The following is a 16,215-nucleotide window of genomic DNA, read 5'->3' on the forward strand; positions in this document are numbered from 1 at the left end:
TTGCCAGGCAGACAGGCCGCCGGCCCAGGGGCGGCCGGAACCCCATCGTCCTGATGCACCCCCGGCTCCGGCAGCGGCAAAGCCGCATGCAACCTCTCAAACGACTGCATCCTGCTTGTGTGACCGCCGGCTTCCTGTCTATAAGACGCCGTCAATTTTCCAGCACAAGCATAACTGCGGCCCATGTGAATAAGATGATTCCTAATCGCACACCCCATGACCATGCCAGCTTCCTGGAACGGCTGAGCGGAAAAGACCTACGCCCCCCTTTACAACCCGGCGGCAAACAGGTATCATAGCAAGCAGCTCCAAATTTTTTCTTCAGGAGGACCGTTATGCGGGAATTCACCATTGGGAAAAACGACGCCGGACAGCGGCTGGATCGCTTTATAGCCAAGAATCTGCCGCTGCTGCCCCCTGCCCTGCTGCAAAAGTACATCCGTCTCAAGCGCGTCAAGGTTAACGGCAAGGGCTCCAAGCGGGACGTGCGTCTGGCGGCAGGCGACGTGCTTCAATTATATATCAACGATGAGTTTTTTGACAAGCCCTCTGAGGAAAACATGTTCTTGACCGTGTTTCAGCCCCGGCTGGAGATTATCTACGAGGACGAAAATCTCTTGCTGGTGGATAAGCGTCCCGGCATGGTGGTCCATGCAGACGAAACGGAGAAGGTCAATACCCTCATCAACCATATTCAGGCGTACCTCTACCAGAAAAAGGAGTGGAACCCCAAGCAGGAGCACGCCTTTGCCCCGGCGCTGTGCAACCGCATTGACCGCAACACCGGAGGGATTGTCATCGCCGCAAAAAATGCGGAGGCGCTGCGGACCATCAATGAAAAAATAAAGAGTCACGAGCTGGAGAAATCCTATCTCTGCGTCACTGTGGGGCGGCCCCGGCCGGCAGAGGGGCGTGTGGAGGGCTTCCTGCTCAAGGACGAGGCAAAAAAGCAGGTTTCCTTTTACCGCCGCCCCATCCCCGGAGGCAAGAGCGCCATTACTCTCTATCAAACTCTGGAGACCCGGGGGGAGCTGTCGCTGGTAGAGTGCCGTCTGCTGACGGGGCGGACCCATCAGATCCGCGTCTCCATGGCAGAGCTTGGCTGCCCGCTGCTGGGCGACGGAAAATATGGAAACGGCACCGTCAACAAGCGTTACCATGAAACCCGGCAGGCCCTGTACTCCTACCGTCTGGGCTTTGCCTTTTCAACCGATGCCACGCCTCTGAACTACTTGCGGGGCAGAGTGTTCACCGTAGAGAAGGTGCCCTTTCGGGAGAAGTATTTTCCCCGCCTTTGAGCATACCTGAAGCCCTGCGGAAAAATTGGGGAGAAATCGGCTATTTCCCTTGACTTTTGGGGATACTTCCGATATAGTTTTTAATTGCTGAATTTCGACGAGAAAGGTTCCCCCTCAACAGAGAAAAGAGGCGCAACGATGGAAAGAACATTTTGATTGAAATGGGGGAGGATACATGTCCAAAGAGTTGATTCGCCTGCAGAATCTGTGCATGGCGTACGACGACGAGCTTGTTCTCGATCACTTAAATCTCTATATCAATGATAAGGAATTCCTCACACTGCTTGGGCCCAGTGGGTGCGGTAAAACCACCACGCTGCGGATCATCGGCGGCTTCACGACACCTACGTCTGGAGACGTCCTCTTTGACGGTGTGAGGATTAATGACATTCCACCTCACCAGCGGCAAATCAACACGGTCTTTCAGAAATATGCCCTGTTTCCCCATCTGAACGTGTTTGAAAATGTTGCCTTCGGTCTGCGCATGCAGAAGCGGCCAGACCCGGCGGACCCCACCGGAAAGCACAGGGTTAAAATCCCGGAGGAGGAAATTCGCCAGCGGGTGATGGACATGTTGGAATCTGTCAGCCTGAAGGGATTTGAAAACCGCAAGCCCGACGCCCTCTCCGGCGGCCAGCAGCAGCGGGTGGCTATCGCCCGGGCTCTGGTCAATCAGCCCAAGGTCCTTTTGCTGGACGAACCTTTGGGCGCTTTGGACCTGAAGCTGCGCAAGGACATGCAGATTGAGCTCAAGCGCATCCAGCAGCAGGTTGGTATTACCTTCATCTACGTCACTCACGATCAGGAGGAGGCCCTGACCATGTCCGACACCATCGTGGTCATGGACAAGGGCACCATCCAGCAGATCGGCACGCCGGAGGACATTTATAACGAGCCGAAGAACGCTTTTGTTGCGGATTTCATCGGTGAGTCCAATATCATCGACGGGGTGATGGTTCGGGATAATGTGGTCAAAATGTATGGCCGGGAGTTCCCCTGTCTGGACGGCGGCTTTGCTGAAAATGAAAGCGTGGATGTGGTCATCCGTCCAGAGGATATTGACATCGTCCCCGTGGAACAAGGACAGCTGACCGGCACCGTCACCAGCGTGACCTTCAAGGGCATGCAGTATGACATCATTGTGGACTTCCGGGGCTTCAAATGGCTCATTCAAACCACGGACCACTCCCCTGTCGGCGCCCGTATCGGTATCAAAATTGACCCGGACGGCATTCATATCATGAAAAAAAGCGCGTACTCGGGCATGTTCGGCGACTACTCCTCTTTCTCGGATGAATATGAGGAAATGAGCGACGCCAGCCTGGAGCTGGATGAGGAGGAGAGCGAGGATGAAGAATAAGCTCCCTCTGTTCGCCGTCCCCTATGTGGGCTGGTTGGCGCTGTTTGTGGTGGCGCCGATTCTGATCATGGTGGTCTATGCATTCAGTACCGCCTCCGGCGGTTTTACGCTTGACAACTTCTCCCGGATGGGCACCTATGCGGCGGTCTTTATCCGCTCGTTCAAGCTGGCGATCGTCGCAACGCTGGTCTGCCTGCTGATCGGATATCCGCTCTCTTATGTGCTTTCCAAGGAGGGTCCCCGGACGCAGCGGGTGGCAATGGTGCTTATCATGCTGCCGATGTGGATGAATTTTCTGCTGCGGACGTATTCTTGGATGTCCATTCTGGAGAATAACGGCCTGCTCAACCAGTTCTTTCAAAATATCGGCCTGATTGATCTCTACAATCAAATCGCAATGCACTTCTCCGCGAACCCGGCGAAGTATGTGCCCATCGACCACTTCCAGATGATCGGCACTCAAGGGGCCGTGGTACTGGGCATGGTCTACAACTATCTCCCCTTCATGATCCTGCCGATTTATTCCGTCCTCGTAAAACTGGACCACTCTCTGGTGGAGGCTGCACGGGACCTGGGTGCCGGCCGCGCGCAGGTATTTCAGAAGGTCATTCTGCCTCTGTCCCTGCCCGGTGTTCTCTCTGGCATTACCATGGTGTTTGTGCCCGCCGTCTCTACCTTTGCCATTTCCCGTCTGCTGGGCGGCGGCACACAGATGATGCTGGGCGACCTTATTGAGCTGCAGTTCTTCGGCGGTGCCTACAACCCCCAGCTGGGGGCGGCCATCGCCTTGGTAATGATGGCGATTGTTGTTGTCTGCATGCTGGTGATGAACCGCTTTGGTGACGGGGAAGAACAGGCGGTGATGCTGTGAAACGTACACACGTTTTGGGAAGTCGCCTTTTCATGGCGTTGGTCTTCGTGTTCTTATACGCGCCGATCCTCATTCTTATTATCTTCTCCTTCAACGCCGGCAAGAGCAACGCCGTGTGGCAGGGCTTCTCCCTGGGCTGGTACAAGGAACTCTTTCACAACCGCCTGATCATGCAAAGTGTTTACACCACGCTGCTTGTGTCCCTGCTTTCCACTGTCATTGCCACCGTTGCCGGCACCTTCGCTGCCATCGGTCTTTCCAGCATGCGCCGCAGATGGCGCAACCCTCTGATGACGGTCAACAACATTCCCGTCATGAACGCAGAAATCGTCACAGGCGTGTCCATGTGCCTTTTGTTCGTGGCCTTTTTTGGCTTCTGGAACGATTTTGCGCTCTGGTTCAACGGGCTCCAGGGGCTGGTCCGCCTTCCAAGCCTGAAGTTGGGTTTTGGCACGCTGCTGATTGCCCACATCACCTTCAATATTCCCCACGTGATCTTGACTGTGGCGCCGAAGCTGCGCCAGCTGGACCGAAACCTGGTGGATGCGGCCAAGGACCTGGGCTGTACCTGGATGCAGGCTTTCTGGAAGGTGATCTTGCCGGAAATTAAGCCTGGTATTGTCTCCGGTGCCCTGATCGCTTTTACCATGAGCATTGATGACTTTATCATCAGCTACTTTACCGCCGGCACCTCCTCGACTCTGGCCATGACTATTTACGGCATGACAAAAAAGCGGGTGAGTCCGGAGATCAACGCCGTCTCTACACTGCTGTTTGTCACCGTTTTGGCACTGCTGGCCATTGTCAACATCCGGGAGGCGCGCCAGGAAAAGCTGGCTGCCGCGCAGCGTGCCCGGTAAGAGGTCCCACGGCCTGCGGGCCATGAGATAGATTTCAAATCAAAACTGGAGGAATGATCAATTGAAAAAGACACTTGCCTTGGCGCTTGCCATGATGATGGCCGCCCTGACCCTGAGCGGGTGCGGCGGTGGAAACTCGGAGGAACGCGTCGTCAACGTGTGCAGCTGGGGTGAATACATCGATGAAACCCTGATCGACCAATTTGAGGAAGAAACCGGAATCACTGTCAATTATGTCACCGCAGAGAGCAATGAGGCCCTCTATTCTCAGCTCAGTATGGGCGGCGTGGATTACGACGTGATTGTCCCCTCCGATTATATGATCTCTCAGCTGATTGAAGAGGACATGCTGGCCGAACTCAATTACGATAATATTCCCAATTTTGAAAAGATCGACGCGCGGTTCAAGAATCTGCCCTATGATCCGGAGAACAAGTACACCGTTCCTTATTCCTGGGGCACACTTGGCATCATCTACAATACCAGCATGGTCAACGGCCCCGTCACAGGTTGGGACGCCATGTTCGATCCTGCCAACGCCGGCAACGTGCTGCTGATCAACAACTCCCGGGACGCATTTGGCATCGCCCTGATGCACCTGGGCTATTCCGTGAACACCACGGATGAGGAGCAGATTCAGGAGGCCTATCAGCTGATTGCAGACGCTGTGAGTGCCGGTGTTTATCAGGGCAAGGTCATGGACGAGGTGTTCCAGAAAATGGAGGCCGGCAACGCCGCTGTGGCCACCTACTATGCTGGTGACTACCTCGTCATGCTTGAGGCCAATCCCGATCTGAAGTACGTGGTGCCTGAGGAGGGCTCCAACTGGTTCGTGGACGCCATGTGCGTGCTCAAGACCTCCCAGCACAAGGAGGAGGCGGAGGCCTGGATCAACTTCATGGCCTCCACTGATGCGAACCTCAGGAACATGGACTACATCTGGTACGCCTCTCCCAACACCGAGGCTCTGGAGACCTATCCTGCCTATTATGAAGAGGTCAACGGTGAGCCGCTGGACATGGAGCTTTATGAGATCATGGCTCCCAGCCAGGAGGTTCTGGACCGATGCGAGACCTATCTGGTCCTTCCTGCGGAAACCCGCGCCCTGTACAACGACCTTTGGACGCAGCTGGGTATCTGAACACGCTCCAAAAGACGGCCCCGAGAACTCTGGGGCCGTCTTTTTTACTTGCCAAATTTGTTGGATTCCTGTACACTGGAGGTACAGGAACTTTCATCAAGGAGGAATCTTTCCATGGAAATGATTGGATCACAGTGCCGGTTGGAGCAGACGGTCACAGAGGAGTACACCGCCGCCACCATCGGCTCCGGCATGCTGCCGGTATTCGGCACCCCGTATCTTGCCGCTATGGCGGAAAGCGCCGCCATGACCTGCCTGCAGTCCTTTTTGGAGAAGGGCTATGGCAGCGTGGGCACCCACCTGGATATCTCCCACGACGCGCCCACTCCCATCGGTATGAAGGTCTATGTGGAGGCGGAGATCACCGCCGTTTCCGAAAACGGCAAAATGGTGGATTTTGCCGTGCGTGCCTGGGATGACAAGGGCCCCATCGGCTCCGGCACCCATACCCGTGCCATCGTCAACAACCAGCGCTTTCTGGATAAATGCCAGGCCAAGCTCAATGGCTGAACACCAAGCCACTCAAAAAAACAGGACGGGCGGAAAATTCCGCCCGTCCTGTTTTTTTGTTGCAATCTGCCAGAATCGTGGTATGATGTGAGTACCTTTCGCTCAAACGGAGGGATATATCCTGTGACTAGGAGGGGATTCCATGTCATTTCTGTCTGCTCTGGAAAACGGATTTGAGGTGATCGCTCAGTGCGGCGTGCTGTTTTTAGAGTGCATCGGTGTTGTGGTACTGCTCTCGGCCGCAGTGCGGAGTATCGCCGGCTGCCTCCGAAAAGATCCTCATGTCCGCCTTGTGTTAGCCCAAGGCATCGCTCTTGCCCTGGAATTCAAGCTGGGCGGAGAGGTTCTCCGCACAGCCATCGTCCGGGAGCCCAGTGAACTGGTTATTTTAGGCGCCATCATTCTTCTGCGGGGGGCGCTGACCTTCCTGATTCACTGGGAGATTAAAACAGAAGAATCCCGAATGGGCGTCTGACCGTTCAGGTGTAAATCTGGGTATAGATTCCAACCCAGTGCAGGGCTGCGGCCGCCAGCACAAACACATGCCAGATGCAGTGATCATATTTTCGGCTCCGGACAAAGGGGATCATTCCGAGGGTATACACCAGGCCACCAGCTAGAATCAGCCACAGAAGCGGCCGGGCATTGGCATAGAAATCCGGGATGAACATGAGTCCGCTCCACCCAATCAGGAAATACAGGGTAAAGTGTAGCGCCCGCCAGCGGCCGGGTCCAAAAATTGCCACCATGGTCACGCCAAAAAGGATCACCCCCCACTGGATGCAAAAGATGGTAATGCCGACCCTTCCCCCTTTATATACCAGCAGAATGGGTGCGAACGTCCCGCCGATCAGCAGGTAAATAGAGGTATAGTCAAAGCGCCGCAGCACCCGCTTGGCTGTGGAACCCGTGGGCATGGCGTGATAGACGCCGCTCATAAACATCATCACTGTCATGCTGATCCCATAGAAGCAGGTAGCCAGCACCTCCATGCCGGTGTGAGAGCGCAACAACAGCAGTACTGTGGCCGCCACCGCCAGCAATCCGCCAGCGCCGTGGCTGACAGCGTTGAAGACCTCCTCCCCCAGAGTCAGCCGCGGCGGCTCGTTTTGTGCCCGGGCCTTGGCCCGCCGGGCCGCCCGCAATTCAGCGTGATACACTTTCCGCGCAGCTTCCATTGATATATGCTCCTCTCGCGCATTTAATAATCATATAATATGATTTACAAAACTATATTATACAATTATTCAAAAAATATCAAGAGGTTTTTCGAAAATTTTTCAAAAAAACCGGGAGGGATTTCCCTCCCGGTATTTTACGCGCTCTCCAGCGTTTGATGCCCCGGATCATACACGAGGCGGCTGATCTGCTCGTCGACAGTCTCGCAGGTTAGACGCAGCGTGTTGTCCTCCAGCCATTCCAGGTTCAAAATTTCAATCTCTGAGCCGTCCCAGTCCTGGAGATCATATACGCCGCCGCCAGAGCCCTCACCCGGCCTTTGCCAACCCACAGAGAACTCTGTGGGTTCCTCTGTCAAAGCGGCGTCCCAGACTCCGTCTGCGGACCAGACCCGGTACCGGGCGGTGTTGCCGGCAAGGCGCCTTTTTGTCATTTGCTCCACTGCGGCGGACAGCTCTGCCCCTTCTCCAGGGGGCAGCAGAAACGCCGTGTCGCTGCCATAGCCCTCTGTGCTGGCCCAGTCCGCGCCGTTGGAGAGGTACAGATCGGTCCCGTCCGTTACCAGATAGGAGAAACGTTGCTCCGTGATCTCTCCGCCGCTGAGCATCCGCCAAAGAAAGCTTTCGTTCTCATAGATGACATCAATGACTATGGGCCATCCCTGTCCGTAGTCCTGTGCTGTCCGCAGCTGGCAGGGCGCGTCTAGGGAGACAAGTTCAAGAAACATCTCCGCCGACGCCGTATCTGCCTCTGCTCCCTCTGTAAACACCATGGTTCCGTCATCCTCTCCTGATGTGAGGTAGGCATCCTCAGGCAATTCCTCCAGCGGCGCGAAGCCGTAAGGCGTCTCTGCAGTATAGGGACTCTCCCCCAGGGTGAACTCTGCGGTCAGCTCCGCGCCGCCCACCTCTTTCACCAGGCGATAGGTCCCCGCCTCCGGCGGCTCCTCATAGAGCCAGAAGCCGCAGTTCATGGCCTTCGTCTGCCCCGGCCTCAAATCATATGCAATGGCGGTCCAAGCAACATTTTCCCGCTCCTTTAGATCCTGCCACGATTCGCCGTTCTTTTGCTGGATGCGGTAGTCTTCTCCAAATTCCACCGTCTCCGCTGTGTCATTCCTAATAAAATAAGTATAGCTGGTCAGGGACGGATCATAGACCTTATGCTCCAGTTCCAAGCTCAACCCCACCACCTGCTCCGCGTCCACCTGCGGCTGCACCGGCGCACTCTGCACAGCAGGCGCGCAGGATGTCAGAAACGCGCTGCACAGCAATCCCACCAGAATTTTCTTCATTTGCATCACCTCTTGCCAATTTAGACGGAAGCTCTCATAAAAAGTTCCATGGATATGGCGAACTATACAAAATTCCCCAGCTTTTTTTTCGGTTTCCCTGCTTGCATTTTAGCAGGCAATCCGGTAAAATACAAGCACAAGCAAAGAATGATAGCTGAAACGGAGTGCTGCGCGCACGGGCTGACACCTATCATTCGGGATTATGATGGGTGTTTCAGACCAGGCAGGGTTTGGAGCACCCTTTCTTTTTCCCGTGCGCCACGGAAAGCAGGAGGTTTATCTATGATCATACTGGCAAACGGCAGAGTTATCACCCGGAACCCCGGCGGCATGGGATACCTCCCGGACGGCGGCGTGGCCGCCGACGGCGGAACCATTGTGGAGGTAGGCTCCACCGCGGACCTGAAGTCCAAATATCCCCAGGCGGAATTTGTAGATGCCCGGGGCGGCGTCATCATGCCGGGACTTATCAACGCCCACACCCATATTTACTCCGCCCTGGCCCGGGGCCTCTCCATCGACGGCTACAACCCCACCAACTTCTACGAGGTGCTGGACGGCCAGTGGTGGTATATCGACCGGAATCTGGACCTGGAGGCCACCCGCGCCAGCGCCCAGGCTCTGGTGATTGACTCCATCAAGCAGGGCGTCACCACCATCTTCGACCACCACGCCTCCTTCTGTGAGATCCCTGGCTCGCTGATGAAGATCGCGGAAGTCACAGGGGAGTTCGGTATGCGGGCATGCCTGTGCTACGAGGTCAGCGACCGGGACGGTGAGGAGAAATCCCTCCAATCTATTCAGGAAAACAAGGACTTCATCGACTACTGTGAGAGGAACCCCTCTGGTATGCTCAAGGCCATGTTCGGCGGTCACGCGCTCTTTACCATCTCCGACAAAACCTTTGACCGGATGGCTGCGGCCAACAGCGGCCGGGTGGGGTATCACATCCACGTCTCCGAGGGTATGAACGACGTGTACGACTCCCTCCAAAATTATGGCCGCAGGCCCGTCCAGCGGCTCCAAGATCACGGCATTCTGGGAGAAAAGACCATCTTGGGCCACTGCATCCACGTGAACAGTGCTGAAATGGACATCATTAAGGCAACAAACACGATGTGTGTCAACAACCCAGAGTCCAACATGGGCAATGCTGTCGGCATCTCCCCAGTTCTGCAGCTCTATCAAAAGGGCATCCTCACGGGCATGGGCACTGATGCCTATACCAACGACATGCTGGAGAGCATAAAGGTGGCCCTGTGTTCCCAGCGGCACAATGCCTGTCTGCCGGGGGTAGGATGGTGCGAGGTCACTGACATGCTCTTCCATAACAACGCGAAGATGGCGGCACGAACCGGCTTCCCCACTCTGGGAGTTTTGGCTCCCGGCGCGGCAGCGGATGTGATCGTGATGGACTACAAGCCCTTCACCCCCTTCTCTGACGCCAATATCGACGGCCACATGCTCTTTGGCATGACGGGCCGCCAGTGCCAGACCACTATGATCAACGGCAGGATTCTCATGAAGGATCGCGTCCTCACCGAGATCGACGAGGAGTCCGTGAACGCCCATATCCTGGAGTCCGCCAAGAGACTGTGGGGCAGACTGAATCACCGGGCATACTGAGTGTCTCTTGCGAAAGGAGTCCTCTTGCCGTGAAAAAACGAATTCCACTTCTCTTGGCCTGCCTGCTTCTGACAGGCTGTGGAGCGGAAACGGAAAGCTATGACCAGCCTCCGCAGGTGATGGTGGACGACACCCTGTACATAACCACCGGGCATCCGGTCCCCGGCCAGTCATCCGCTGATACGGAGGTGGAGGGCACCATCACCTCTGAGGTGGACAGCTCCAAGTCTCCCACAGAGGACGACCAGTCCAATTTCGGCATCGGATACGGCTACCGAACAGGCCTGCACGAGGGCACCCTGGAGGTACTCATCGATGGCGACTGGGTAATCTTTGCCACCGATGATGCCAAGAAATCTCTGGATTTTACTGTCGAAAGCTATGGTTACCGGCCGGACTGAGAAAAGCTCAGAAGTCCGTCCCCGGACAGCGGGAACCGTCTCAACAAGCGCGCGGCCCGCTCCCACCCATCAAACAGAGTGATTAGGAGGAAAACGCATGTCAGAACTGATGACCCCCATTCCCTTTTGGGAATTGATGACCTGGATCACCACCGAATACCAGCGGGACGGCTCCGTATTCGGCGTCCGCCCCTATCGGGCGGGGGAGAAAAAGCTGCCCATCTTCGGTGAAACCATTGAGACGCCATTCGGCCCCGCCGCCGGTCCCAACACTCAGCTGGCCCAAAACATCATCGCCGGCTACTTTGCCGGTGCCCGGTTTTTTGAGCTGAAAACCGTTCAGAAAATGGATGGTGCGGAGCTGGCCGCCTGCATTGCCCGCCCCTGTATCCTGGCGGAGGACGAGTGCTACAACTGCGAGTGGAGCACGGAGCTGACTGTCCAGCAGGCCTTTGAGGAGTATGTGAAGGCCTGGTGCGCCTGCAAGATGCTCTCCCGGGTCTATGGGCTGGGAGACCCGGATGGATTCGTCTTCAACATGTCCGTGGGCTATGATCTGGAGGGCATCCAAGGCAAGAAAATCGACACGTTCCTAAACGAAATGGCCAACGCTTCCGCCACCCCGGTCTTTCAGGAGTGCCTTCGGACTTTGAGAGCCTTTTTTCCCGGCGAGGCCGCCTATATCGACGCCATCTCCCCCCGCATCTCCGGCAGCGTAACCCTCTCCACCCTCCACGGCTGCCCGCCGGACGAGATTGAGCGGATTGCCTCCTATCTCCTGGAGGTCAAGCACCTGCACACCTTCGTCAAATGCAATCCCACCCTCCTGGGTTATGACACCGCCCGGTCGATTCTGGACGGCATGGGCTATGACTACATTGCCTTTGATGACCATCACTTTAAGGAGGATTTGCAATACGCCGATGCGGTGCCCATGTTCCACCGCCTCCGCCATCTGGCGGACCAGGAGGGTCTGGAATTCGGGCTGAAGCTCTCCAACACCTTCCCGGTGGATGTCAAGGCCGGGGAGTTGCCCAGCGAGGAGATGTACATGGCGGGCAAATCTCTCTTTCCGCTTACCACCGCTATGGCCGCCCGCATCGCCCGTGAGTTTGGCGGCAAGCTGCGGCTGAGCTACGCCGGCGGTGCCGACGCGTTCAACGTCGGCAAGCTTTTCGAAATCGGCATTTGGCCCATTACCATGGCGACCACTGTGCTCAAGCCTGGCGGCTACCAGCGCTTCACCCAGATCGGCCGCAAGCTGGATGCTCTGAATTTCAATCCCTTTACCGGTGTGGACATCGCTGGAATCGAGGCGCTGTCCCTCGCTGCCCGGTCTGATAAATACCACAGAAAGTCCATGAAACCCCTGCCCCGCCGCAAGCTCCGGGAGCAGGTGCCCCTGCTGGACTGCTTCATCGCCCCCTGCCAGGATGGCTGCCCCATTCACCAGAACATTCCAGAGTACATGGAGCTGTGCCGCAAGGGGGAATATGTCTCCGCTCTGGCGCTCATCACGGCGAAGAATCCCCTGCCCTTCATCACCGGCACCCTCTGTGCCCACAACTGCATGAACAAGTGCACCCGGAACTACTACGATCAGCCGGTGAACATCCGCGCTACCAAGCTGGTAGCTGCGGAAAAGGGCTACGAGGAACTCATGGCCTGTCTGAAGCCTCCGGCCCCCGCCGCATCCCGGGCCCGGGCCGCCGTCATCGGCGGAGGCCCCACCGGTATATCCGCCGCCTACTTTCTGGGCCGTGCCGGCATCCCCGTGACCCTCTTTGAGAAATCTAGTCAGCTGGGCGGCGTGGTCCGACGGGTCATCCCCGCCTGGCGCATCTCTGACGACGCCATTGACAAGGACGCCGCTCTGATGAAAGCTATGGGCGTAGAGGTCCGCTTGAACACGCCGGCCCCCACTGTTGCGGAGCTGAAGGCCCAGGGCTATACCCACATTTTCTTTGCCGTCGGCGCCTGGAGAGCCGGTAAACTAGACATTTCAGGCAATATTATGCCCGTTATTGGCTGGTTGCAGGATTTAAAGGCCGGAAAGTCCGTGTCCCTGGGCCATGTGGCCGTGGTGGGCGGCGGCAACACAGCCATGGACGCCGCCCGGGCCGCTCTGCGGGCCGGGGCCAAATCCTCGACCCTGGTCTACCGGCGCACCCGGAAGTATATGCCCGCCGATGTGGAGGAACTGGAGTTGGCCTTGGCGGATGGCGTTGCGTTCCTGGAGCTGGCGGCTCCCGTAGAGCAGCGGGACGGTATCCTGGCGTGTGAGAAAATGAAGCTGGGCGAGCCGGACGAACGGGGCCGCCGGAAGCCCGTTCCCACAGGGGAGCGTCTGGAGATTCCCTGCGATACTGTGATATCCGCCATAGGTGAACAGGTGGAGAGCGAGCTCTTCACCGCCAATGGCATCGAGGTGGATGCCATTGGACTCCCCGCCTTCCAAACCAATCTGGAGGGTGTCTATGCCGGCGGCGACGCAAGGCGCGGCCCCGCCACAGTAGTGGAGGGCATTGCAGACGCCCAGGCCTTTGCCGACGCCGTCATCGGCGCGGTTCATCCCTATTCAATTCCTGTCGGCGCCCGGGCCTCCCGGGAAGAGGCCCTTGCGAAGAAGGGCGTGCTCTGCGAGAGCGCCCGGTGCGAGGGGGACCGGTGCCTAAGCTGCCAGGTGGTGTGCCAGATCTGCGCCGACGTATGCCCCAACCGGGCCAATGTGGTGGTGGAGCTGCCTGATGGACGCCATCAGATTCTCCATGTGGATCGGATGTGCAACGAGTGCGGCAACTGCGCCGTGTTCTGTCCCTACGACTCCGCCCCCTACCGGGATAAATGGACGCTGTTCCTGACCCGGGCGGGGTTTGAGGAAAGCCCCTGCAACCAGGGCTTCCTGCCTTTAGGAGAAAACCGGGTTCTCATACGGTTGGACGGCCGGGTGTTTGAAGCTGACCTGGATGGCTCCAACGGCCTGCCCGCAGAGATCGAGGTCTTTCTCTGGACAGTACTTAATAAGTATCGCTATCTCTTGGGCTGAGAAAATCATCAAATAACGGGGACCGAAAACGGTCCCCGTTATTTTCCGTTTTCTTTTGATCTGGTCAGGCGGCGGTTCATATACCGGGGATTGATCACCAGAATATAGACTGCGCCCAGCGTCACCATAAGCGCCGTTCCAACCAAACCCAGGCCCATGTCCACCATGACCAGTCCCACCACTGCCTGGAGTATGCAGTAGGTCAACTCAATCCAGGCGTTTTTCCGGCGCTGTCTGGGCTCCCGTTCCTGACGGATATTCCAGGCCATCCAGAGGGAGGTTGCCAGCAGCGCCGCCGTATGAAACCAGAAGAGGCCCCGGTAATCCTCCCGCCCTATTCCCAGCCACCACAGAGACTGGGCACAGCCGGAGATAGCTCCTGCCTGCAAAAGGATCGGCAACAATACCAGGTTCGTCCGCAGGATGGGATTTTCATCGGTTTTCTTCCGCAGCCGGGGCAGCAGCAGCCCCAGAATACCCACAGCTGCTGCCAGGAAGCACAGGGCAAACAGCCACTCCAAATGATAAAATTTCAAAAAACCCACCAAGCCGGTGTAGACATGAACCCACTCGACTCCGGCTGGTGCCTCTGTGACCACCGCCGGAAACACGGAGCTGAGAATGCCAAGCAGCAGCACGCCCAGCAGAGAGATGCCAATGAGAATACTCCAGAGAATGGTCCGCAGCAATCCAGGCTTTTTTGCCGGGGCAGCAGCTTGGCTCTTCGCCTCCCAATCCTGCCCATCATCCAGTATCCAATCCACGGACACACCAAAAAGCTTCGCACAGGGCAGGAGCTTGCCTGCGTCCGGCAGGGCCGTCCCCTGCTCCCAGCGGCTCACCGCCTGTCGGGAAACCCCCAGACTCTCAGCCAAGGCCTCCTGACTCCACCCCTCTCGCTTCCGCAAGCGGATCAGCTTTTCTGCAAAGGTCATGAATGTCCTCCTTTCTTGTCTTTCATCTTACCAAATGCCGCCGGGAATGTCCACCACGGCAAACTGACACCCCCGCAACCAAACGCAACATTATCATCCAAAGAGAAACTTTTTCTTTTTTGCAGCAATTTCACCCTCTGCCAAGTATTCCATTCGAGAAGGATGTGATCACATGCCCGACACCACCGATGCCGTGGAGTGTTATGGCACCGCCGTCTATCGACTGGCCTATGCCATGACCCGTTCCCGCCACAACGCCGACGACATTTTCCAGGAGGTCTTTCTTCGCTATCACCGTGCCGCCCCAGCCTTTGCCAGTGAAGATCACCGGCGGGCATGGCTACTGCGGGTGACAGCCAACTGCGCCAAAAGCCTGCTGGCCTCTCCCTGGCGCAGGCGCATGATCCCGCTGGAGGATGTCTACGCCTATTCGGACCCTACAGAGTCCGCAGTAGACATGGCCCTGGCACGGCTGCCCGGAAAGTACCGGTCAGTCATTCACCTATTTTACTATGAGGGTTACAGGACGGAGGAGATTGCCCGCATCCTGGGCCGCAGTCCCTCCACCGTCCGAGCCCAGCTGACCCGCGCCCGTGAGCGGCTGCGGGAGCTTTTGAAGGAGGAGTTATGAATTTTTCTGAAACCTACCGCCGGATGAACGAGCCCATCGGTCCCTCGCCTGAGCTGATCCGCAGGCCCCCGCCTAAACGCCGTCTCCCTCTGCGCCGTCTGGCGGCGGCAGCAGCAGCCGCCGCGCTGGTGCTGGCCACTCCAGCCCTAGCAGTTCGGTCAGAGCTGGGTTATCAGGTGCTCTACCGGATCGCTCCCTCTGTAGCCCAATTTTTCCAGCCGGTGCAGCGCTCCTGCACAGACCAGGGCGTTACAATGGAGGTGGTGGGCGTCCGGGTGGAGGGCGACACTGCTCAGGCCTATATCACCCTCTCTGGCGGCGATGTGGACGGGACCACCGATCTCTTTGACAGCTGGAGTTTCCATCTGCCCTTTGACCAGATCGGCCGCTGTGAGCGGGTGGGATGGGACGAGGAGACTCGAACCGTCACCTTCCTCTGCACTACCCAGACCATGGACGGCTCTCCCATCCCCCAGGGCGGGAAGATGACCTTCTCCGTCCGCCAGCTGCTCACCGGGAAGGAGACTTTGAAAGATGTGGCCGTTGACCTGGATTTGGCATCCTTTTCCGAAGAGGCGGAGACCGCCCCCTCCTGGAACCTCCCCGAGGAAAAGACGCCGGACGCCTTTTACCGTAGCGGCGGCGCATACAGGGACGAGCAGGGCGAGGCCCTCAACCGCTCCGCTCCCATTCTGCGTCCCGGTCCAGCTCTGGCGGAGCCCGCACCCGGAATCACCATCACCGCCGCCGGATATGTGGAGGGGCTCTTCCATCTTCAGGTTTGCTGGGGCGATCTATCACAGCTGGACAATCACGGCCGGCTGTGGCTGGAGGATGCGGCGGGGAATCAGCCGCGCCAGCTTTGCAGCATCGGCTTCCTCTCCGATCCGGACTTGGCGGAGCGGAAAGACTACACGGAGGATCTCTTCGATATCCCTCCGAAGGAGCTGGGTCAGTATACCCTCCATGGCGACTTCTACACGGCCTCCTCCCGGACGGACGGCCTCTGGCGGGTCACGTTCCCCTTGGAGACCACATGATCTTTCCGCGTACAACAACCAGC

The 16,215-nt window shown here is 57.4% G+C and carries 15 protein-coding genes; 12 read left to right on the top strand and 3 right to left on the bottom strand.

Features of this window, described 5'->3' with window-relative positions; genetic code table 11:
* Positions 1-335 precede the first annotated feature (335 nt).
* From KJS55_RS00315 to KJS55_RS00345, 7 genes are all read left to right on the top strand, one after another.
* On the top strand, positions 336-1,298 hold the full coding sequence (locus tag KJS55_RS00315; RefSeq protein ID WP_187029006.1) for an RluA family pseudouridine synthase: 963 nt from the start codon (positions 336-338) through the stop codon (positions 1,296-1,298).
* 175 nt (positions 1,299-1,473) lie between these two features.
* Positions 1,474-2,658 (top strand): ABC transporter ATP-binding protein, encoded by a 1,185-nt coding sequence (locus KJS55_RS00320; RefSeq protein WP_187029008.1) that lies wholly within the window; start codon positions 1,474-1,476, stop codon positions 2,656-2,658.
* The gene (locus KJS55_RS00325) at positions 2,648-3,529 is read left to right on the top strand and encodes an ABC transporter permease (protein ID WP_187029010.1); all 882 of its coding nucleotides are present in this window, start codon (positions 2,648-2,650) and stop codon (positions 3,527-3,529) included. Before KJS55_RS00320 ends, KJS55_RS00325 begins: the two co-directional genes overlap by 11 nt.
* Positions 3,526-4,389: an ABC transporter permease gene (locus KJS55_RS00330; protein ID WP_228300419.1), complete on the top strand. Its 864-nt coding sequence runs from the start codon at positions 3,526-3,528 to the stop codon at positions 4,387-4,389. Before KJS55_RS00325 ends, KJS55_RS00330 begins: the two co-directional genes overlap by 4 nt.
* 61 nt (positions 4,390-4,450) lie before the next feature.
* A complete protein-coding gene (locus KJS55_RS00335) occupies positions 4,451-5,530 on the top strand; it encodes an ABC transporter substrate-binding protein (RefSeq protein ID WP_187029012.1) in 1,080 nt (359 codons plus the stop codon).
* A gap of 114 nt (positions 5,531-5,644) precedes the next feature.
* On the top strand, positions 5,645-6,040 hold the full coding sequence (locus KJS55_RS00340) for a thioesterase family protein (protein WP_187029014.1): 396 nt from the start codon (positions 5,645-5,647) through the stop codon (positions 6,038-6,040).
* Between the two features lie 142 nt (positions 6,041-6,182).
* On the top strand, positions 6,183-6,515 hold the full coding sequence (locus tag KJS55_RS00345) for a DUF1622 domain-containing protein (RefSeq protein WP_187029016.1): 333 nt from the start codon (positions 6,183-6,185) through the stop codon (positions 6,513-6,515).
* A gap of 4 nt (positions 6,516-6,519) precedes the next feature.
* On the opposite strand, the gene trhA is transcribed toward KJS55_RS00345, so the two are convergent.
* The gene (gene trhA / locus KJS55_RS00350; RefSeq protein ID WP_187029018.1) at positions 6,520-7,218 is read right to left on the bottom strand and encodes a PAQR family membrane homeostasis protein TrhA; all 699 of its coding nucleotides are present in this window, start codon (positions 7,216-7,218) and stop codon (positions 6,520-6,522) included.
* Between the two features lie 137 nt (positions 7,219-7,355).
* A complete protein-coding gene (locus KJS55_RS00355) occupies positions 7,356-8,513 on the bottom strand; it encodes an immunoglobulin-like domain-containing protein (protein ID WP_213542374.1) in 1,158 nt (385 codons plus the stop codon).
* A gap of 282 nt (positions 8,514-8,795) precedes the next feature.
* Here KJS55_RS00355 and ssnA point away from each other — a divergent pair, with 282 nt between their 5' ends.
* The 3 genes from ssnA (at position 8,796) to ygfK (ending at position 13,586) form a co-directional block, all read left to right on the top strand.
* Positions 8,796-10,139 carry a putative aminohydrolase SsnA gene (ssnA, locus tag KJS55_RS00360; protein WP_213542375.1) on the top strand — a complete coding sequence of 448 codons (1,344 nt, stop codon included), beginning with the start codon at positions 8,796-8,798 and terminating at the stop codon, positions 10,137-10,139.
* A 29-nt stretch (positions 10,140-10,168) separates the two neighbouring features.
* A complete protein-coding gene (locus KJS55_RS00365) occupies positions 10,169-10,540 on the top strand; it encodes a hypothetical protein (protein ID WP_213542376.1) in 372 nt (123 codons plus the stop codon).
* A 97-nt stretch (positions 10,541-10,637) separates the two neighbouring features.
* The gene (gene ygfK, locus KJS55_RS00370; RefSeq protein ID WP_213542377.1) at positions 10,638-13,586 is read left to right on the top strand and encodes a putative selenate reductase subunit YgfK; all 2,949 of its coding nucleotides are present in this window, start codon (positions 10,638-10,640) and stop codon (positions 13,584-13,586) included.
* Between the two features lie 38 nt (positions 13,587-13,624).
* On the opposite strand, the gene KJS55_RS00375 is transcribed toward ygfK, so the two are convergent.
* A complete protein-coding gene (locus tag KJS55_RS00375) occupies positions 13,625-14,521 on the bottom strand; it encodes a helix-turn-helix domain-containing protein (protein WP_213542378.1) in 897 nt (298 codons plus the stop codon).
* Between the two features lie 172 nt (positions 14,522-14,693).
* Between KJS55_RS00375 and KJS55_RS00380 the strand changes: the two genes are divergently transcribed.
* Together KJS55_RS00380 and KJS55_RS00385 are read left to right on the top strand one after the other, a co-directional pair.
* Positions 14,694-15,152: an RNA polymerase sigma factor gene (locus KJS55_RS00380; RefSeq protein ID WP_213542379.1), complete on the top strand. Its 459-nt coding sequence runs from the start codon at positions 14,694-14,696 to the stop codon at positions 15,150-15,152.
* Positions 15,149-16,192, top strand: a complete 1,044-nt coding sequence (locus tag KJS55_RS00385; protein WP_213542380.1) for a DUF4179 domain-containing protein — start codon at positions 15,149-15,151, stop codon at positions 16,190-16,192. The genes KJS55_RS00380 and KJS55_RS00385 overlap by 4 nt, the downstream gene beginning before the upstream one ends.
* Positions 16,193-16,215: the final 23 nt, after the last annotated feature.

It is taken from the genome of Pusillibacter faecalis (assembly GCF_018408705.1).
Classification (GTDB): domain Bacteria; phylum Bacillota; class Clostridia; order Oscillospirales; family Oscillospiraceae; genus Oscillibacter; species Oscillibacter faecalis.

Excerpts from the sequence above, each read along its gene's own strand:
- KJS55_RS00315 (WP_187029006.1), top strand. The coding sequence starts at position 336 with ATGCGGGAATTCACCATTGGGAAAAACGACGCCGGACAGCGGCTGGAT.
- KJS55_RS00320 (WP_187029008.1), top strand. The coding sequence starts at position 1,474 with ATGTCCAAAGAGTTGATTCGCCTGCAGAATCTGTGCATGGCGTACGAC.
- KJS55_RS00325 (WP_187029010.1), top strand. The coding sequence starts at position 2,648 with ATGAAGAATAAGCTCCCTCTGTTCGCCGTCCCCTATGTGGGCTGGTTG.
- KJS55_RS00340 (WP_187029014.1), top strand. The coding sequence starts at position 5,645 with ATGGAAATGATTGGATCACAGTGCCGGTTGGAGCAGACGGTCACAGAG.
- KJS55_RS00345 (WP_187029016.1), top strand. The coding sequence starts at position 6,183 with ATGTCATTTCTGTCTGCTCTGGAAAACGGATTTGAGGTGATCGCTCAG.
- trhA (WP_187029018.1), bottom strand. The coding sequence starts at position 7,218 with ATGGAAGCTGCGCGGAAAGTGTATCACGCTGAATTGCGGGCGGCCCGG.
- KJS55_RS00355 (WP_213542374.1), bottom strand. The coding sequence starts at position 8,513 with ATGAAGAAAATTCTGGTGGGATTGCTGTGCAGCGCGTTTCTGACATCC.
- ssnA (WP_213542375.1), top strand. The coding sequence starts at position 8,796 with ATGATCATACTGGCAAACGGCAGAGTTATCACCCGGAACCCCGGCGGC.
- ygfK (WP_213542377.1), top strand. The coding sequence starts at position 10,638 with ATGTCAGAACTGATGACCCCCATTCCCTTTTGGGAATTGATGACCTGG.
- KJS55_RS00375 (WP_213542378.1), bottom strand. The coding sequence starts at position 14,521 with ATGACCTTTGCAGAAAAGCTGATCCGCTTGCGGAAGCGAGAGGGGTGG.
- KJS55_RS00380 (WP_213542379.1), top strand. The coding sequence starts at position 14,694 with ATGCCCGACACCACCGATGCCGTGGAGTGTTATGGCACCGCCGTCTAT.
- KJS55_RS00385 (WP_213542380.1), top strand. The coding sequence starts at position 15,149 with ATGAATTTTTCTGAAACCTACCGCCGGATGAACGAGCCCATCGGTCCC.